13 protein-coding genes are annotated in these 18,318 nt (G+C 72.9%); 3 read left to right on the top strand and 10 right to left on the bottom strand.

Going from position 1 to position 18,318, the window contains the following annotated elements:
• Positions 1 to 943, bottom strand: a 943-nt coding sequence (locus AXW62_RS18315) for a PspC domain-containing protein (protein WP_370682922.1), incomplete at its 3' end; no start/stop codon positions are given.
• A gap of 124 nt (positions 944 to 1,067) precedes the next feature.
• On the opposite strand from AXW62_RS18315, the gene AXW62_RS18310 reads away from it, so the two are divergent.
• Entirely contained in the window at positions 1,068 to 2,945 is a 1,878-nt protein-coding gene (locus AXW62_RS18310; protein WP_060945467.1) for a serine/threonine-protein kinase, read from the top strand.
• Between the two features lie 146 nt (positions 2,946 to 3,091).
• Here AXW62_RS18310 and AXW62_RS18305 read toward each other — a convergent pair whose 3' ends face one another.
• From AXW62_RS18305 to guaA, 5 genes are all read right to left on the bottom strand, one after another.
• Positions 3,092 to 3,664 (bottom strand): DoxX family protein, encoded by a 573-nt coding sequence (locus tag AXW62_RS18305; protein ID WP_079105675.1) that lies wholly within the window; start codon positions 3,662 to 3,664, stop codon positions 3,092 to 3,094.
• Between the two features lie 97 nt (positions 3,665 to 3,761).
• On the bottom strand, positions 3,762 to 5,057 hold the full coding sequence (locus AXW62_RS18300; protein ID WP_060945466.1) for a hypothetical protein: 1,296 nt from the start codon (positions 5,055 to 5,057) through the stop codon (positions 3,762 to 3,764).
• Between the two features lie 105 nt (positions 5,058 to 5,162).
• Entirely contained in the window at positions 5,163 to 5,960 is a 798-nt protein-coding gene (locus AXW62_RS18295) for a class II aldolase/adducin family protein (protein WP_060945465.1), read from the bottom strand.
• A 65-nt stretch (positions 5,961 to 6,025) separates the two neighbouring features.
• The gene (locus AXW62_RS18290; protein WP_060945464.1) at positions 6,026 to 6,628 is read right to left on the bottom strand and encodes a Uma2 family endonuclease; all 603 of its coding nucleotides are present in this window, start codon (positions 6,626 to 6,628) and stop codon (positions 6,026 to 6,028) included.
• 139 nt (positions 6,629 to 6,767) lie between these two features.
• The gene (gene guaA / locus AXW62_RS18285; protein ID WP_060945463.1) at positions 6,768 to 8,354 is read right to left on the bottom strand and encodes a glutamine-hydrolyzing GMP synthase; all 1,587 of its coding nucleotides are present in this window, start codon (positions 8,352 to 8,354) and stop codon (positions 6,768 to 6,770) included.
• A gap of 285 nt (positions 8,355 to 8,639) precedes the next feature.
• Here guaA and AXW62_RS18280 point away from each other — a divergent pair, with 285 nt between their 5' ends.
• Positions 8,640 to 8,942, top strand: a complete 303-nt coding sequence (locus tag AXW62_RS18280; RefSeq protein ID WP_060945462.1) for a chorismate mutase — start codon at positions 8,640 to 8,642, stop codon at positions 8,940 to 8,942.
• A 1,260-nt stretch (positions 8,943 to 10,202) separates the two neighbouring features.
• Positions 10,203 to 11,240 (top strand): LAETG motif-containing sortase-dependent surface protein, encoded by a 1,038-nt coding sequence (locus tag AXW62_RS44850; protein WP_107308578.1) that lies wholly within the window; start codon positions 10,203 to 10,205, stop codon positions 11,238 to 11,240.
• Positions 11,241 to 11,298: 58 nt separating this feature from the next.
• On the opposite strand, the gene AXW62_RS18270 is transcribed toward AXW62_RS44850, so the two are convergent.
• The 4 genes from AXW62_RS18270 to AXW62_RS18255 all read right to left on the bottom strand — a co-directional run bounded on the left by AXW62_RS18270 (position 11,299) and on the right by AXW62_RS18255 (position 18,317).
• On the bottom strand, positions 11,299 to 13,104 hold the full coding sequence (locus tag AXW62_RS18270; protein WP_060945473.1) for a GMC oxidoreductase: 1,806 nt from the start codon (positions 13,102 to 13,104) through the stop codon (positions 11,299 to 11,301).
• Between the two features lie 151 nt (positions 13,105 to 13,255).
• Positions 13,256 to 14,866 (bottom strand): succinic semialdehyde dehydrogenase, encoded by a 1,611-nt coding sequence (locus AXW62_RS18265; RefSeq protein ID WP_060945461.1) that lies wholly within the window; start codon positions 14,864 to 14,866, stop codon positions 13,256 to 13,258.
• Between the two features lie 561 nt (positions 14,867 to 15,427).
• Positions 15,428 to 16,810: a M64 family metallopeptidase gene (locus AXW62_RS18260; protein ID WP_244503045.1), complete on the bottom strand. Its 1,383-nt coding sequence runs from the start codon at positions 16,808 to 16,810 to the stop codon at positions 15,428 to 15,430.
• Between the two features lie 148 nt (positions 16,811 to 16,958).
• On the bottom strand, positions 16,959 to 18,317 hold the full coding sequence (locus AXW62_RS18255; RefSeq protein WP_060945460.1) for an alpha/beta fold hydrolase: 1,359 nt from the start codon (positions 18,315 to 18,317) through the stop codon (positions 16,959 to 16,961).
• Position 18,318: the final 1 nt, after the last annotated feature.

Raw genomic sequence — 18,318 nt, 5'->3', positions numbered from 1 at the left:
CCTCGTCGGGGAGGGCCGCCGCGCCCGCCAGCAGCGCGCTCGTGAGCACCGCGAGGAACACCGTGCCGGAGCCGGCGCGGCCCCAGCGGGAGCTGATGACGAGGGCGAGTCCGAAGACGCCCAGCGCGCAGGCGAACCCGATCTCGAGGCTGGTGCCCAGCGGATGGGAGGACCACGCCGCCCGCGCCCCCACCACCGCGGCGGCGACCGCCAGCAGGAAGGCCCAGCCGCCGATCGACGGCCGGTCCCGCACCCGGCGGGACCGCTCCGCCTTCGCCGTCGCCTTGTCGTACGGGTCCTCGTCCGGCCCCCACAGATAACCGGTCCGGGAGCCGGGCCCGGACCCCGGCCCCGAAGCGGAGCCGAGCGGTCCGGTCGTACCGTCCTTGATGATCGGGTCGCGCCACCAGGACGGGGCGGGGCCGCCCCGCGTGGGCGGGGCCTTGGCCTCGGGCGGCGCGTCGGCGACCGCCTGGGCCGTGGCCGGGTCCACCGCGCCCACGCTCTCCGCCTGGCGGCGGTGGTGCGACCAGTAGGCCGCACCGGCCGCCGCCAGGGCGAGCATGAACGAGAAGGACATGACGTTGCCGTTGTTGAGCATCGACAGGAACAGCCCACAGCCCACCAGCGTCACCAGAAGCGCCGTCAGCGCCGGGCCCTCGACCCGCCCGGAGAGCAGCTTCCGCCCCTCGTTCTCGTCCTCGCCGTGGAGCGGGACCAGCAGCCAGCAGAAACCGTACGCGATCAGGCCGAGGCCGCCCGCGACGGCCAGCACCGACAGCACCACCCGGAAGATCACCGGGTCCAGGTCGCAGTACCGGCCGAGCCCTCCGCACACCCCCGAGACCACCTTGTGGTCACGGCTGCGCCTGAGCGGCGTCTGTGACGGGCGGGAACCGGAGGCGGTCTCGGCCTCGTCCGCCACGGTGGGTGCATCGGTCATGCGTCCATGGTGACAACACGGCCGCACCTGCGGCATCCGGTATGCCCCTAGGTCTTCCCTGAGATCTCCCCAAGGACCGTGGCGGCTATCGTGTCGCATCGAACGTGTGCGGGAGGGGAAAGCGGTGTCGGACCAAGGCCACCTGATAGCCGGACGTTACCGCCTGGCCGAGAAGATCGGCCGCGGCGGCATGGGCACGGTGTGGCGCGCCGAGGACGAACTGCTGGGCCGCCAGGTCGCGGTCAAGCAGCTCCACGTCTCTCCGCACCTCGCCGAGGACGAGCTGACGACCCTGCACGAACGCACCCGCCGCGAGGCGCGCAGCGCGGCCCGTATCAACCACCCCAATGTGGTCGTGGTGCACGACGTGGTGGACCACGCCGGACTGCCGTGCATCGTCATGGAGTACGTGCCCTCCACGACCCTCGCCGACCTGCTCAGGGACGGCGGATCGATCTCCCCCGACGAGGCCGCCCGCATCGGCCGCGGCATGATCGCCGCCCTGCGCGCCGCGCACGCGGCCGGGGTGCTGCACCGGGACGTCAAGCCCGGCAATGTGCTGCTCGGGCCCGAAGGCCGGGTCGTGCTCACGGACTTCGGCATCGCCATGGCCACCGGCACCTCGACGCTGACCAAGACCGGCGAGGTGGTCGGCTCCATCGACTACATCGCGCCGGAGCGGGTCCGGGGCCGCAAACCCGGCCCCGCGTCGGACCTGTGGGCGCTGGGGGCGACGCTCTATCAGGCGGTCGAGGGACGGCCGCCGTTCCGCCGGACCACGGCGATCGAGACGGGTTACGCGATCGCCGTCGACCCGCTGGACCCGCCCAAGCAGGCGGGTGCGCTGGCCCCGCTGATCGAGAGCCTGCTGGCCAAGGAGCCGGAGCTGCGGCCCTCGGCGGAGGAGACCGAGCGGGCGCTGCGGCTGCCCGCCTCGGAGGCCGAGACCACGTCGCTGCGGACCCCGTCACTCGACGCCACGATGAACCTGACGACGCGGCGGGAGTCCGGTACCGGCACCGGCCGGACCACCGGCGCGAACGCGCCCACGACATCGGCCCGGCACCCGCAGACGGCGCACACCCCGAACACTCCCCACACTTCGCAGAACCCGTCGAACTCTGGCCACACCCCGCACAATCCACCGAACACACCGCACAACCCCTCGAACACTCCCCACACACCGAGCACACCGCACACACCGGATCCACGGATCCCACACCAGGCCCCGGACACCGGGAACACCTCCGGCTCCCAGCACACCCCGCCCACGGCCACGCCGTTGACCGCCCCGACACCGGCCACGACCACCCAGACGCCGGTGTCCCCGCCCGCCCCCGCTCCCGCTCCGGGGCCCAGGACGAGCCGCAAGAAGGCGCTGTGGACCGCCGCGGCGGCCTCCCTGGCGGTGGTGACCGTGGCGGGCGGCGTCTACCTGTTCGGCATCGACCACGACAACGGCCAGAAGAACGGCGCGGGGCAGTCCTCCGCCCCGGGCAGGCCGTCGGCCTCCCCGGCCAAGCCGTACACCCCGCCGTCGGGCTACCACATCGTCACCGAGAAGAAGTTCGGCTTCTCCCTGCCCATCCCCGACGGCTGGTCCCGCCAGGAGAAGTCCGACCCCGACGGCAACACGGTCGACCGCACCCAGGAGGTCCGCTACCTCGACCCCACGCGGATGGCCGGTCTGCGGATCAACGTCCTGGACTTCGCCTCCGCCGACCAGGTCCAGCACTTCGAGGAGGTCGAGGACGCCTTCAAGAAGGCGTACCCGGTCTACCAGCGGCTGCGGCTGCAGGAGACGAAGTACCAGGGCATGCCCGCCGCGGTCTGGGAGTGCAAGTTCCGCGGCGAGGTCCGGATGTTCCGGGCGATCGACCTCGGCTTCGGCAACGAGGGGGACAAGGAGTACGCGATCTACCTCAGCGCCCCGGACGCGGACTGGGACACCTACCGGCCGATCTTCGACGAGGTCCAGGACGGCTTCCGCATCATCAGCTGACGGGACGGGGGCCCGGAGCCCCGGCCGCGCCCCCGCGGAGAGCCGCCCCCTCCAGGAAGCGCCACGCCCCCGCGAAACGCCGCCCCCTCCAGGAAGCACGATGCCCTCCGTGAAGCGCCACGCCCTCCGCGAAAGCGCCGCGGGCGTTACGTGAAGAGCCGCGAGCCCTGCCGGCGCCGGCGCCTGGAGAGGGCGAGGTCCAGGGAGAGATACGGCGCCCCGGCGAGCACCAGCGGCAGCCACGCCATCAGATAGGCCAGGTCGTTGCCGTAGTAGTACGGCTCCGACTGCCAGCTGACCGTGAGCCACAGGCTCAGCGATATCAGCGCGCCGCCGGCGGCGGCCGGCCGGGAGAGGAGGCCCACCAGGGTGCCGAGGCCGACGGCCAGTTCCCCGTAGGCCATGGCGTAACCGAAGGCGGTGGGGTCCTTGAGGGCCTGGTCGACCAGCCACGGCACGGCCGAGCCGTCCCGCACCTGAGCCATCAGTTCGCCGATCGAGCCCGCGCCCGAGTCGGCCAGGAAGGCCGAGTCGGTGAGTTTGTCGATCCCGGCGTAGACGAAGGTGACCCCGAGGAAGATCCGCAGCGGCAGCAGCGCGTAACGGGCCGCCGTGGCCCGCACGCCCGCCGGCTGCCGCCCGCCTACGCCGCTCACGCCGTTCACGCTGCCGCCGCTGCCCCCCGTGCCCGAACCGGCCGTACGATCCGCATGCCTCATGACGCCCGCCTCTCCCGTCGCGGCGCCGCGCCCGTTCCGGTCGCGCCCGTTCGCCGCGCATCCGACGACACCATACGGAGCGGTGGACCGGAACGACTCAGTCCATGACGTCGATGGGATAGCGGTTGCTCTCCGCCCCCGAGGCCGTCACGACCTGCACCTCCACCCGGCCCGGCTCCACGTCCACCGGGACCGGCACCGTGAGCGCGGTGTCCGTCGGGTTGCCGAAGCCTCCGGCGACCGGGACCAGCGGGACGTGGACGTGCACCGTGCCGATGCGGACGACCATCTTGGCCAGCCGGTCCGGGTCCTGGGCGCCCGGCGGGACGAAGCCGCTGCCGCGGATCTCGATGTCGTCGCCGGTGCGGATCGGGGCGTCGCGGTCGATGGCGCCCTCCTCGGGGCGCACCCGTACCACGGACAGCACGGTCGGCCGGCCGCCCTCCGCGTACTTCCCGGCCAGGTACATCACCACCGAGACGGCCGCCAGCAGCGCCAGGCCCCACGGCAGGTCGGGCAGCCGCCACGGCTCGCGGGCCAGGCGGACGGCGGTGAAGGCGAGGGCCACGGTGTGGACGACGACGTACTGCACATCGGCGAGGCTGCCCCGGCCCGCGTCGTCGGTGAGCAGATCGGCGGCGCGCGGGCGCACGGCCCGCACCTTCTGGAGCCGCTGCGCCCGCACCCGGGCCGCCACGACCAGCCGCGCGAGCACCGCGGCCGCGCACGTCAGCGCGGCGACCGCAAGGAGCCCGGCGGCGTGGCCGAGGGCCAGTCCGTTGGTCAGCCGCTGCCGGTCGCCGGGGGCCACGGCCAGCTCGAGGCCGAGCACCAGCACCGCGAAGACCGCGATCAGCAGCCAGGCGGCGGCGACGGCACGGGAGGTGGAGAGGCGGTTGTCCTCGCCGATGAGCGGGGCGAGCGGGCCGCCGGCGGCGTGGTGCAGCCGGGCGGCCAGGGTCAGCAGCGCGGCGCTGATCACGGCGGCGGCGAGCCCGGCCGTCCGCGCGACCGTCCAGCCCGCGCCGATCGCCGTGGCCAGCTGGCCGATCAGCAGCACCCCGACCGCGCCCCACACCACGAACACCGTGCGCCGCCCGACCCGGCCGCGCCAGGCCGAGGTCTCGGCGCGGCCGCTGTCGGCGACCGAACGGGCCGCCTGGGCCAGCTCGTCCGAGACCCACTGCCGGGACGCCCCGGCCGAGTGGGCGAGAGCCTTGGGAAGGCCCTCTCCGGCCGCGAAACGCTCCCGCAGGGCCACGAACGCGGCCACGGCCCTCCGGTGGCCCTCACGGGCCCCCTGGGGGCATGCACAGCCCGTGTGGCCACGGGGGTGCCCATGGGGATGCCGTCCTTCTGCCGTCGTGGCGTTCTCCGCCGTCTCCACCGCCACGCGGGTCGCTCCGTCGTCCACTCGTACCGCACGGCGCCGCGGGGTCGCGCGGCACCGCCCAACTGACATGTGTCGAGAGGGGATTGTGCCGCACCGCGGAGGCCGTCAGCTCAGCAGGTCCGGCTCATCGCGGGTGATCTGCAGATACAGAGGTTGATAGTTGATCCAGGCCACAAGATCGTTTCCCAGCTGCTCACGCGTCCGCAGCGCGTCGGCGCGGGCGATGGGGACCGGCTTCCCCGACGCCCTCGCGGTCAGCTGCACCTGGGCGGCCCGCTCCATCGTGATGAACCACCACGCGGCCGCGTCCACCGAGTCCCCGACCGTCAGCAGACCGCGATTGCGCAGGATGAGGCCCTTGTACCCGCCGAGCGCGGCGGCGATCGCACGCCCCTCCTCCTCGTCCACGACGACCCCCGTGGCGCCCCCGTGGACCGCGTGGTCCTCGAAGAACGCGCACACCTCCTGGGTGATCGGCTCCAGCGGCTCACCGAGCGCGGCCAGCGCGCGGCCGTGCACCGAGCGGCTGTGCGCGACGGCCACGACGTCCGGCCGCGCCTGATGCACGGACGAGTGAATGACGAAGGCCGCCTGGTTGACGTGGGAGCGTCCCTCCACCACCTGGCCCGCCTGGTTGACCAGGAGCAGATCGCTCACGGTGAGGTGGCCGAAGGGCATGCCGAACGGGTTCACCCAGTAGCAGTCGGGGAACTCCGGGTCCCGCACCGTGATGTGCCCCGCGACCCCCTCCTCGTACCCGAATCGCCCGAACAGGCGCAGCGCCGCGGCCAGCCGCTCCTTGCGGTACCGGCGCTCGTCGGGGAGGGAGGAGTGCTGCGGGGGCATGGTGAACCGCAGCTGGTCGGTCGGTACCGGGGTGGGGGCCTGCGGCTGGTTCGTCATCGGCAGCTCCGCTCCTCTGGGGTGCTGGAGCGGAAGCTACCTCCGGGTACCGCAGGAGGCCAGGGTCAGGGGCGGCGGCGATTGATCGCGGTGAGGTCGATCTCGATGGGGAACGGGACGGTCAGACTGAGCTTGTCGTGGTAGATGCCGGTGGGCTGGTACGCCTTCACAGCGGGGTCGAGCTCGTAGACGTAGACCACGGGAAGGCCGCGGTCCTCCTCCACCCGCCAGAAATGCGGCACACCCGCACCGGCGTACTTACGCGGCTTGACATCGCGGTCGCGCGCCCTGGAGTCCAACGACACCACTTCGATGGCCAGCACGAGGTCCTCCGACCGGTAACAGGTGTCGCGGGGCCCGGCGTCCGCCCCGGCCCGAAGGACCAGGACATCGGGTTCCAGACGGTTGATGTCGTCCAGCTTGACCGTCATCTCCCGCATGACGTCCAACGTGTCCGGTGCCTGGTCCAGCAGGGTGGACTCGAACAGTCGCATGGCACGTGCGTGGAACGCGGTCTGCGGACTCATGAGGACGAGACTCCCGTCGATCAGCTCCGTGTGCGGAGGAAGATTCGGAAGCCGGTCGAGGTCGTCCGCCGTCCAGCCGCCCTGCGGCGGGCGGGGCCACTCGTACTGCTCGTCCAGCCCGTACTCGCGTGCGGCGCTCATGCTTGCTCCCATGGGACGGAGTCTCGCCTCTGCGCACAGAGTACCCAGCCCAAACGCCGACACCGCCACCCAAACGAATGAGCGACGGCGTCGGCGTTTGACGATCAGATGACCATCCGACCCGGAGGGAGCGCGGCGGTCACTCCCACTCGATGGTGCCGGGCGGCTTGCTGGTGATGTCGAGCACCACCCGGTTGACCTGGTCGACCTCGTTGGTGATGCGGGTCGAGATCCGCGACAGCACGTCGTACGGCAGCCGCGACCAGTCCGCCGTCATCGCGTCCTCCGAGGAGACCGGGCGCAGCACGATCGGGTGACCGTAGGTGCGGCCGTCGCCCTGGACGCCGACCGAGCGGACGTCGGCGAGCAGGACCACCGGGCACTGCCAGATGTCGCGGTCCAGACCGGCGGCGGTCAGCTCCTCGCGGGCGATGGCGTCGGCCTCGCGCAGCAGGTCCAGGCGCTCCTTGGTGACCTCGCCGACGATCCGGATGCCCAGGCCCGGTCCCGGGAAGGGCTGGCGGTGGACGATCTCGTCCGGCAGGCCGAGCTCCTGGCCGACCATCCGGACCTCGTCCTTGAACAGCCGGCGCAGCGGCTCGACCAGCTGGAACTCGATGTCGTCCGGCAGCCCGCCCACGTTGTGGTGGGACTTGATGTTGGCGGTGCCGGTGCCGCCGCCGGACTCCACGACGTCGGGGTAGAGGGTGCCCTGGACCAGGAACTCCACGTCCTCCCCGGCCGCGCCCGCCTCGGCCACCAGCTCGGCCTGGGCCTGCTCGAAGACCCGGATGAACTCCCGGCCGATGATCTTCCGCTTCTCCTCGGGGTCGGACACCCCGGCCAGCGCGGACAGGAACCGCTCCTCGGCCTCGACGACCTTCAGCTGTACGCCGGTGGCCGCCACGAAGTCCTTCTCGACCTGCTCGGACTCGCCCTTGCGCATCAGGCCGTGGTCCACGTACACGCAGGTCAGCTGGTCGCCGATGGCCTTCTGGACCAGCGCGGCGGCCACCGCGGAGTCCACCCCGCCGGACAGCCCGCAGATGGCCCGCTTGGTGCCGACCTGCTCACGGATCGCGGCCACCGACTCCTCGACCACATTGGTCGTGGTCCAGGTGGGCTCCAGGCCCGCGCCCCGGTAGAGGAAGTGCTCCAGCACCTGCTGGCCGTGGGTGGAGTGCATCACCTCGGGGTGGTGCTGTACGCCGTACAGCCTGCGCTCGTCGCATTCGAACGCCGCGACCGGCACCACATCGGTGGACGCGGTGACGGTGAAGCCCTCGGGAGCCTTGGAGCAGGCGTCGCCGTGCGACATCCACACCTGCTGCTCCTCGGGGGTGCCCGCGAAGAGCGTCGAGCCCGGCTTGCTGACGGTGAGCGCCGTACGGCCGTACTCACGCGCCCCGGTGTTGTCCACGCTGCCGCCGAGCGCCATGGCCATCAGCTGGAAGCCGTAGCACATGCCGAAGACCGGGACGCCCGCCTCGAAGATCGCGCGGTCGAGGGTGGGCGCGCCCTCGGCGTAGACCGACGAGGGACCGCCGGAGAGGATGATCGCCTTCGGGTTCTTGGCGAGCATCTCGGCCACCGGCATGGTGGACGGGACGATCTCGCTGTAGACCCGGGCCTCACGGACCCTGCGGGCGATGAGCTGGGCGTACTGCGCGCCGAAGTCGACGACCAGGACGGTGTCGGGGGCGGCAGCAGGGGACGCTGATGGCACTTCGGCGGCCTTCCGGCGGTGGTGGCGTGCGGTGGAACTGTCTGCGGCGGGACCGCAGGTTTGGACTTTCGATTCTAACGGGCTCATAATCGACGCCATGTCCACGCGCATGACCTTCGTCTTTACCTATGGCACCGGCCCGTCCGGCTGCCATGGTCGTGCTGCGTAAACACCGACAGCGACTTCCCAGGCGCCCCGGGCCGGCAAAGGCCCGGGGCGCTCTGTCTTTCCTCCGGGTCCCGGCCGGACTCCAGGGCTCCGCGACACGGACCAGGAGATACGGATATGAGCAGCAACAGCGGTAGTACGGCCCCGGAGGCCCCGGAGGCCCCGGAGGCCCCGGAGACCGCCGACGTGATCGGCACCGCCCGGGAGCGGATCGACGCCCTCGACGGCCGGATCCTCGACCTCGTCCGGGAGCGGATGGCCGTCTCGGCCGCCATCCAGGAGGCGCGGATCGCGGCGGGCGGACGGCGGGTGCAGCTCTCCCGGGAGATGGAGATCCTCGACCGCTACCGGCAGCGGCTCGGCAAGCCCGGTACGACACTCGCCATGACGCTGCTGGAGCTGTGCCGGGGGCGGGTCTGAGACGAAGCGGGGCCGGGGGCGGACCTCGGGCGGGGCCGGGCCCCAGGCGAGGCCGAACCCCGGGCGGGACCAGACCCGAGGCAGGAGCCCCGGACCCACCGGACCCCGGCAGGGCCGGGCCCAGGCGGGGCCGGGCGCGAGAGGGACCGAGTCGGAGGCGAGGCCAGGCCCAAGCGGGGCGGGACCGGGCCCCAGGCGGGGCCGGGCCCGGGGCGGACCGGTCCGAGCGGGCTCGGGGTCCGGGGCGGGGCCGAGTCTCGGGCGGGACCGTCCCGAGGCGGAGCGGTCCTCCGGACGCAGGGCCGGGCCCAGGACGGGGGCCCAAGGCACAGGCCCGGCCCCCCGGGTGCGGAGTCGCGCCCCCGGGCGTGGAGTCGGAACCCGGACGGGGGCGGCCCCCAGGCGCGGGCCCGGCCCCCCGGGCGCGGAGTCGGAACCCGGATGGGGGCGGGGCCCAGGGCGGGACCGGCCCCCGGGCGCGGAGCCGCGCCCCCGGGCTCGGGCCCCGGGCGCGCCCCCAGGCGCGGGCCCCGGGCGCGTCCCCGGGTCACTCCGGGCAGGCGTAGGGCCCCGGGGGCGCCCTAACGGGGCGGGCGCCTCCGGGGCCCTAGGCGGTCAGCACCGGCGTCAGGGCAGCGCCGGTGCTGAGGGGCGGCGCCGGGGGGTTGCGCCGCTGGCTCATGGGGCCCTGGTATCGGGGGTGTGTGGACGGCGTACGCCCGCGTGGTCCGGCCGATGTCGGGGGGTGACCGGGGGCGTTCTCCCTCTCGGCCTCTGAAGCATCGTGGTGGATGCCAAGCGCCGGGCGCAACCGTTTCGACCGGATGCGGTCGGCCCCAGGCGTCCCCGGGACCGACCGTCCTTGAGGTGGTGACCGGGCTGCTGTCCCCTGCCGACCGGTCACCTCGCCGAAACGAGGTCCCACGACGCGCCGCCTGAATCACCACAGGGGCCGCGTCTCATCGCTTCGGCGGATCTGAGCCACGCGTGGATTTTTCCGGGCCGCTCCTGGCTGGCGCGGCACCGGGCACAACGAGCCCGCTCGCGGGCCGGTCACGCGCCGTACGGGTGATGGCGGGCGGGGCCGGACGCCCGCGGTGGATTCTGTGACCATTCTGTGAGCAAACGTGAGGGCAACCTTTCAGCCATTCGCGTGGTCATGTACGTGCAAACGCACGGCCATACCGCGTCCCCACCGCGACGGCCTTCCACCTGCGTGCCGCCCACCACAGCGGTGCGTACGGACCCAGAGAGGTCTTCATGAAGCTTCGCCGCGCCCTGGCGGCCGCCGCAGTAACCGCCGCCATCGCTCCTGCCGCGCTGCTCGCGGCCCCCGCGGCCTTCGCGGAGGAGTCGCCGTCGGAGGACCCGACGCCGTCGGTCACCGAGACCGTCACATCGTCCCCGGAGGACCCGGCGACCGCCCCCTCCAGCCCGTCCGAGGAGCCCACGGAGGCCACCGAGGACCCCACCGAGGACCCCACCGACGAGCCCACCGAGCCCGCCGAGGAGGACCCGACCCCGACCGAGGACCCGTCCGCCACGGCCACCGCCACCCCCACCGAGACCGCCACGCCGACCCCCGGGCCGACCGAGGAGCCGGGCGGCGAATGCGCGGACAACGGGGACTACAACGAGGACCCGGAGCTGAGCACCACCCTCGTCGGCCTGCCGTCCAAGGTCGTGGCGGGCAGTGGCTTCCACGGCTTCACGTACCAGGTCAAGAACGGCTCGGACCGCACCTACCAGCGGGTCGACTTCGGGCTCTTCGCGGGCACGGCGCACGAGTCCGCCCCCGACGGGACGGGCAAATACCTGACCCTGCAGTACAAGGACCCCGAGTCCGGCGCCTGGAAGGCGATCTCCACCGACGAGAACGACCCGGGCTCCGGCTACATCGGCTACACCGATGTGCGGCCGCACGAGACCCTTACGGTCGACCTCCGGCTGAGCGTCGCCAAGAGCGCGCCCGAGGGCTTCGGGTACGCCATCAGCGTCGGCGTGTACGCGGACGACGAGGGCAACTGCGCCTACTCGACCGGTGAGTACTACGAGTTCGACGTGTTGAAGGCGGGTTCGAAGCCGGGCCAGGTGCCGCCGGCCGACCCGAAGCCGCAGGGTGGCAAGAAGCCGCTGCCGCACAAGCCGGAGGGCGACACCCAGATCAGCCCGAAGGGCACTTTGGCCGAAACTGGTTCCTCCTCCGCGCTGCCGATGATCGCCGTGCTCGGCGGTGTGGCGATGGCCGCGGGCGGAGGCGCCGTCTTCGTGGTCCGTCGCCGTCGCGCCACGGTCTGACGGTCCTCCAGGGGCGGGACGGACCGGGGACCGGCCCGTCCCGCCGCCCCTCTTCCGCTCAGGCGCGGGCCGACGGAACCTTCGGCACCGGCAGCAGGGGGAGCCGCAGGGCGCCGAAGGCGTCCGCCGGTACGGCCGGACGGCGCGGCGCCACGGGCCGAAGGCGCTGGTACGGCGCCCCCGGGGCCGGGCGCGGGTCGGGCTCGCCCTTGTTGGGCCACAGGGACATGGCGCGCTCGGCCTGGGCCGTGATGGTCAGGGACGGGTTGACGCCCAGGTTGGCCGAGACCGCGGCACCGTCGACCACATGGATGCCCGGATGGCCGTAGAGCCGATGGTACGGGTCGATGACCCCGTCCTCCGGGGACGCGCCGATCGGGCAGCCGCCGAGGAAGTGGGCGGTCAGTGGGGTGCCCATGAGCTCGCCGATGTTGCTGCCCGCGAAGCCGTTGATCGAGTCGGCGATGTGGCGGGCGGCCTCGGAGCCTTCGGGGATGTGGTCGGGGTTGGGCTCGCCGTGCCCCTGGCGGGCGGTGAGCAGCCCCTTCCCCACCCCCTTCGGCTTGCGGTACGTGGTCAGCGAGTTGTCGTGCGTCTGCATGACCAGGCCGATGATGGTCCGCTCGGACCAGCGGCGGTTGGACAGGGAGCGCACGGCCAGGGCCGGATGCCTCAGATTGGCGCCCAGGAAGCGCAGCCAGCGCGGTAGACGGCCGCCGTAAGGGATCTGCAGGATCGACAGCAGCCCCATCGCGTTGGAGCCCTTGCCGTAGCGGACGGGCTCGATATGGGTGTTCTCGTCGGGGTGGATGGACGAGGTGATCGCGACACCCCGGGTGAAGTCCGCCCGCCGCTCCCCGTTCCGGGCCCGGCGGTAGCGGCGGTCGGTGGTCTGCGCGCCCACCAGGGCCTCGGAGTTGGTGCGGGTGAGGACGCCGAGCCGGTCCGAGAGGCGCGGCAGCAGCCCCTTGTCCCGCATCGTGTGCAGCAGCGTCTGGGTGCCGTACGTACCGGCGGCGAGGACGACGTACCGGGAGCGCAGCGACGTCGGCCCGGCCTTACGGCGGTTGTCGGTCGGCACGGTGGTGACCCGGTAGCCGCCGCGCGGATCGTCGCTCACGGCGACGACGGTCGTCATCGGGTGGACGACGGCCCCGGCCCGCTCGGCGAGGTACAGATAGTTCTCGTTGAGGGTGTTCTTGGCGCCGTGCCGGCAGCCGGTCATGCACTCACCGCACTCCGTGCACGCCGTACGGGAGGGGCCCGCACCGCCGAAGTACGGATCGGGGACCGTCTGGCCCGGCTCGGCCCTCGGGGGCCCGGCGCCATCCGTGCCGACGGCGTCGTGGCCGTCCCCGAAGAAGACCCCCACCGGCGCCATGTGGAAGGTGTCCCCCACGCCCATCTTCTCGGCGGCCGCCTTGAGGTGCGTATCGGACGGGGTGAGGGTGCGGTTGAGGCGTGCCCCGAGCATCCGCCGCGCCTGGTCGTAGTACGGCCGCAGTTCCTCCTGCCAGTCGGTGATGTGCCCCCACTGGCGGTCCCGGAAGAACGGCTCGGGCGGTACGTAGAGCGTGTTGGCGTAGTTGAGCGAACCGCCCCCGACCCCGGCGCCCGCCAGCACCATGACCTTGCCGAGGAGGTGGATGCGCTGGATGCCGAAGCAGCCGAGGGCCGGGGCCCAGAGGTAGTTGCGGAGATCCCAGGAGCTTCTGGGCAGCGTGTCCCGGGTGAAGCGGCGGCCCGCCTCGAGGACGCCGACCCGGTAGCCCTTCTCGGTCAGGCGCAGGGCCGAGACGGACCCCCCGAAGCCCGAGCCGACCACGATCACGTCGTAGTCGAAGCAGCTGTCATCGCCGCTGATGCCGCTGTCGCCGCGGTCGAGGCCGTCGGTGTCCTCGGAGCCCTCGGGGCTGCCCTCGGGGCCGTCGAAGTCCTCGTCGTGCTCGGGCCCCCGCTCCCGGTTGTGGGCAGACTTCTCCCCTGACACTGGTACCTCCCTTGAAACGTGCTGGTCAGCGCAGACGCAATGCCTTGAGCACGCGCAGGCTGCGGGTCATGAAGTCCGCGTACTTCTCGTCCGTCATCCCGAAGGCCGGGCCGAGCGGCATCAGCCGCTGCTGGGCGACGGTCTGCGCCTCGGTGAACCTGAGAATGCCCTCGGAGCCGTGGCGGCGGCCGAGTCCGGAGTCGCCCATACCGCCCATCGGGGAGGCGACGCTTCCGAAGGCGGCGGCGTAGCTCTCGTTGACGTTGACCGTGCCCGCGCGCAGCCGGGCGGCGATCGCGCGTCCGCGCCGGGCGTCCTTCGTCCAGACGCTGGCGTTCAGACCGTACGGAGTGGCGTTGGCGCGCTCGATCGCCTCGTCCTCGTCGCGGAAGCGGTAGACGGAGACGACCGGGCCGAAGGTCTCCTCGGTGCAGACGGCCATCGGGGGCTCCACGCCGTCCAGGATCGTCGGCTCGTAGAAGTACGGGCCGACGTCGGGGCGCGGACGGCCGCCGGCGAGCACCGTGGCGCCCTTGGAGACGGCCTCCTCCACATGGCGGGTGACGGTCTCCAGCTGGCGCTCCGAGACGAGCGAGCCCATCTCCGCTCCGTACGCGAGGGCGGTGCCGAGCCGCATGGCCTTGGTACGGGCCACGAAGCGCTCCAGGAAGGCGTCCGCGACCGACTCGTGGACGTACAGCCGCTCCATGGAGATGCACAGCTGCCCGGCGGAGGCGAAGCTGCCGCGCACCGCGCCGTCGACCGCGCGGGCGAGGTCGGCGTCGCGCAGCACCAGCATGGCGTTCTTACCGCCGAGTTCGAGGGAGCAGCCCACCAGGCGGGCGGCGGCGGCCTGGGCCACTTCGCGGCCGGTACGGGTGGAGCCGGTGAACGCGACGTAGTCGGCGTGCTCGACCACGGCCGGGCCGACCACCGCGCCGTCCCCGATCACGACCTGCCACACCCGGGCCGGCAGCCCGGCCTCCACCATCAGCTCACGCGCCCACAGGGCGGTCAGCGCGGTCTCGGTGTCGGGCTTCATCACGACGGCGTTGCCCGCCACCAGGGCGGGAATGGCATCGCCCACGGAGAGCTGGAGAGGGTAGTTCCAGGGCGCGATGAGGCCGACGACCCCGCGCGGCAGCCGCAGTTCGGTGACCTTGGTGAGGGTGGGCACGGCGCCCAGGTGTCCCTTGGGACGCAGATAGGCGGGCGCCTTACGGCCGTAGTGGCGGGCCACCATGGACACGCCCTGGATCTCCTCCTGGGCGTGCAGCCGGGTCTTGCCGGTCTCCAGCTGGATCAGGTCCAGGATTTCGGGCTGGCGGCGCAGCAGCAGGTCGTGGAAGCGGAGGAGGACGGCGGCGCGCCGCTGGACCGGGGTCGCGGCCCAGGACCGCTGGGCGGCGCGGGCGCCCGCGAAGGCGGTGGCGACGTCCTCGGGGGTGGACTCGGGCAGGGCGGAGGCGAGGACCTCGCCGGTGAACGGGGTGTGGCTGACGGTGGTGCCGCCGCCGACGACGCCCCGGGTGAGCCGGGCGACCAGATCGGGGGTGACGACGTCGGCGGCGGTACGGGTGCCGTGGGGGGCGACCGGGTTGCCGGCGCCGCCCTGCGTGATGTGCGAGTCCGTCATGGGGGCGAGAGTAGGCCCGCCCGGCGGCTTTGGGTACCCGGCGGTAACAACTTTCCCGCGACGGCCCCGCGGGACCCGCTCACCGGGCAACCGCGCGTCGAAGGCGGCGCGTTCCTCGTCCCCCGTGGAGTTCCTGGCCGCGACGTCACGGCCCGGGAGCCGACGGCCCGCCAGACCGTACCCGTGCCGCCCCGTCCGAGCCGTGTGGCCGGCCGGTGGCGGTTGGCGGTCACCAGGGATGTGGGGTGGCCGTGCGGGTCCGATGCGGGGCGGCCGCGGTCCGCCCCTGTGACATCGGCACGCCTCACCTTTCCGTATGCCGCGTCCACGCTCAATCGCCCGTGGGAACGGGCCGGTGGTCCGGTGTTCGAGGTTTCGGCGGCGGGCGCGGGGGCAGGCCAGGGGGCCGGGTGCCCCCTCGCCGGGCCCGGACGGGTGCCGCCGCGCATCGGACCCGGACGACCGCCCCTCACGGGCTCCAAAGGGGCCGCCCCGCGGCGGGGGTCCACGGGGCGGCCAGTCGGAGGGGCGCACCAGACGGAGCGCCGGTTGGTGGTCGGGTCAGCCGGTGACCTTCCACGTGCGCGAGCCGCTCAGCAGCTTGCGCAGTGCGGGGTCCTTCACCGCGCCCGTGCCGTCCGCCGCCTTGGCGGTGACGGTGTGACTCGCGCCGTCGGCCGGGACGCCCAGCGTGGCCGGGGTGACGCTGGTCCGGCCGCTCGCGGCGGTGACCTCCGCCCCGTCCACGTACCACCTGAGCGACGCGCTCCCAGGGACGCTCACCTCGATGCCCGCCGACCGCTTGAGGGCCGTGGCGGTGGCGGTGCGGCTGCTGAGCACACTCGCGTGGCGGTAGAAGCCCGCGATCATCGCCTCCCGGCCGGGGAGGCTGAACTCCCGGCCCAGGGTGCGCATGATCGAGTTGTCGGTGGGGCGGTTGATGCCCTTGGGGTAGTAGCGGCCGCCCTCGTAGGCACCGACCGTGCCGCCGTCGGGCGAGGTCCGGCCGATCCAGCGGTACCACTTCTTCTTCTGGGCGGTCAGCTGGGCGGCGGTCAGCTTGGTGGCGTTGGCCTCGCCCGGCTCGGCGCCGGTGTAGGTGCCGTACTCCGGGTAGACGTACTCGTCGGCGAGCTTGCCGAGCGAGTGGCCGGTCTCGTGGACCGCGATCTGGTCGGAGTCGGCGTGGTCGGAGGAGGCGGTGGCGATGCCGTCGTAGCCGACCTTCGAGGTGAGGGTGTAGCCCGCGCCGCCGTACTTGGTGGAGTTGGACAGGACGACCACCAGGTCGGCCTCGGGCGCCTTGGCCGCGTAGGACTCGACCTTGGCGGTGTCGACGCACAGCAGCCGCTCGACGCCGTCGCACCAGAAGTACGAGCCGAGGGCGGTGTCCTTGACGACGTCCTTGGACGGATCGCCGGAGACGCCGGACTGGCGGGAGACGGCGTCCACGGTCCAGACGTTGAACAGGTCCTTGTACGAGGCGTACGGCTCCACGGCGGACATCTGGTCCCACTTGGAGCGCGCGTCGGCGTGGAAGTCCTCCTGCTGGCTCGCGGTGTAGCCGTCGCCGATGAAGACCACGTCCAGCTTGTCGGCCGTGGTGCCGTTGCCGATGAGCGGGGTGACGTCGCCGTCGGCGGCGGCTTCGGCGGCGGCCAGGGGGCGGGAGGCGCGGGTCAGCCGCTCGGGGGTGGCCGCCGGGACCTCGGTGTGGCGGGGGTGGCCGCCCGGACCGGTGAAGTACTCCACGTCCAGCGTGCGCTGCCCGGAGGCTGCATCCGCCGTACCCGCCGTACTGGCCGCACCGCCCGGACCGGACGGCCGCGGCGAGCCCGCCGACGCCGTGGCCGGCGCGGTCATGGCCGCGGCCGCCGCCAGGGCGATGCCTCCGGCGACGGCCGCGGTGCGCAGGGAGATGCGGCTGCGTATGCGTCTGCGCACAGTGACCCCCGAAGTCCTCGTCATAAGCGGCCAGTTAAGCCGGATTAAGTCGCCGCTCAACCTAAGGGGTCCGGGGGTCGTGGGCAATGGGAATTAGGGAAGTGGCTAGGAAATCCGATACGGCACAACCGCGCCGGGCGCTTCTCCCTCAGCCCCGTTCGTCACGCACCAGCCGCAGCAGCCGGTCCAGCACCCGGCGGCCCCCGGCGCGTATCCCGTCGTGCTCGAACTCGTCCGTCACCCAGGTGCGCAGGCCCCGGATCGCCCGCGCGGTGGCCAGGGAGTGCCCCGTGTCCACGTACAGGTCGTCGTGGTAGATCACGGCGGCCACCGGGACGGTGTTGCGGGCCAGCCGCTCGGTGTCGTACAGCGGGCCCCAGCCGGTGCGCGCGGCGAGCAGTTCGGCGGTGCCGCGCAGCGGGCGCAGCGCCGCGTGGGTGTCCAGCATCCAGGGGTGCACGGTCTCGCCCGTGAGGAGCACCGGGCGGTCCTCGGCGACCGCCTTCCCGGCGTCGAACGCGGGGAATTCGGCGCGGACCCGCTCCGCGGCCCAGTCGGTGGCCCGGCCGTCCTGGGCGTAGATGGACTCCAGCAGCAGGCTGAAGAGCGGGCTGGCGGCGCGGGAGAGCACCGTCGCCACCTGCTCGCGGAAGGCGTCGGCCAGCCGCGGCCCGTCGGCGGTGGGCACGAACGCGTCCTCCAGGAGGTAGTGCAGCCGGTGCGAGCCGTCGCCGGTGCCGAGCAGGAAGCCGAGCTGCTGGAGGGCGGGGACGGTGAGCCGGGTGCCGTCCGTCAGGGCCTCCTCGTGGTCGGCCAGGTGCCGTACGAGGGCCCGTACGGTCTCCGCGTCCTGCGGATAGCGGGCGTAGTGGGCGAGGGTCTTCCGCTCCATCCGCGGATAGGCGGTCCGGTAGACGGCGTCCACGTCGGTGCCGCGGTCGACCGCGGGCAGTCCGCCGGCTATCAGGACGGCGTCGAGCCCCTCCGGCGCCTGGGACAGGTAGTTCACCGCGCAGAAGCCGCCGAAGCTCTGGCCGAGCACGGTCCACGGACGGTCCCCGATGAGCTGCCGCCGGATCAGTTCGCAGTCGCGGACGATGGCGTCGGCGCGGAAGTGGGAGAGGTACTCGGCCTGTTCGGCGGGTCCGCCGCGCAGCGGCAGGGTCTGCCGGTTGGCCGGGGTGGAGCGGCCGGTGCCGCGCTGGTCGAGCAGGAGCACACGGTATTCGTCGAGCGCGCGGTCGAGCCAGCCGGAGCGGCCCACCGGGCGGTCCGCCGCGCAGCCGGGCCCGCCCTGGAGGTAGAGCAGCCAGGGCAGCCGGTCACGCTCCGTACCGGATGTCCCGGCCGCGACGACCTCTCGTGCGTAAAGCCGGATCAGCTCGCCCCCGGGAGCCTTATGGTCGAGCGGTACGTCGAAGTGATAGTCGGTGAGGAGAAGTTCCGGCTGACGGACGGTCGTCGCGGCGCCCGGTCCGGCCGGTACCGCTGTGCTTGCCTGCTGCATC

It is taken from the genome of Streptomyces hygroscopicus subsp. hygroscopicus (assembly GCF_001553455.1).
GTDB lineage: Bacteria > Actinomycetota > Actinomycetes > Streptomycetales > Streptomycetaceae > Streptomyces > Streptomyces hygroscopicus.
Note: the sequence above shows the minus strand (reverse complement) of the source record. Positions and strands in the feature narration are given on the sequence as shown.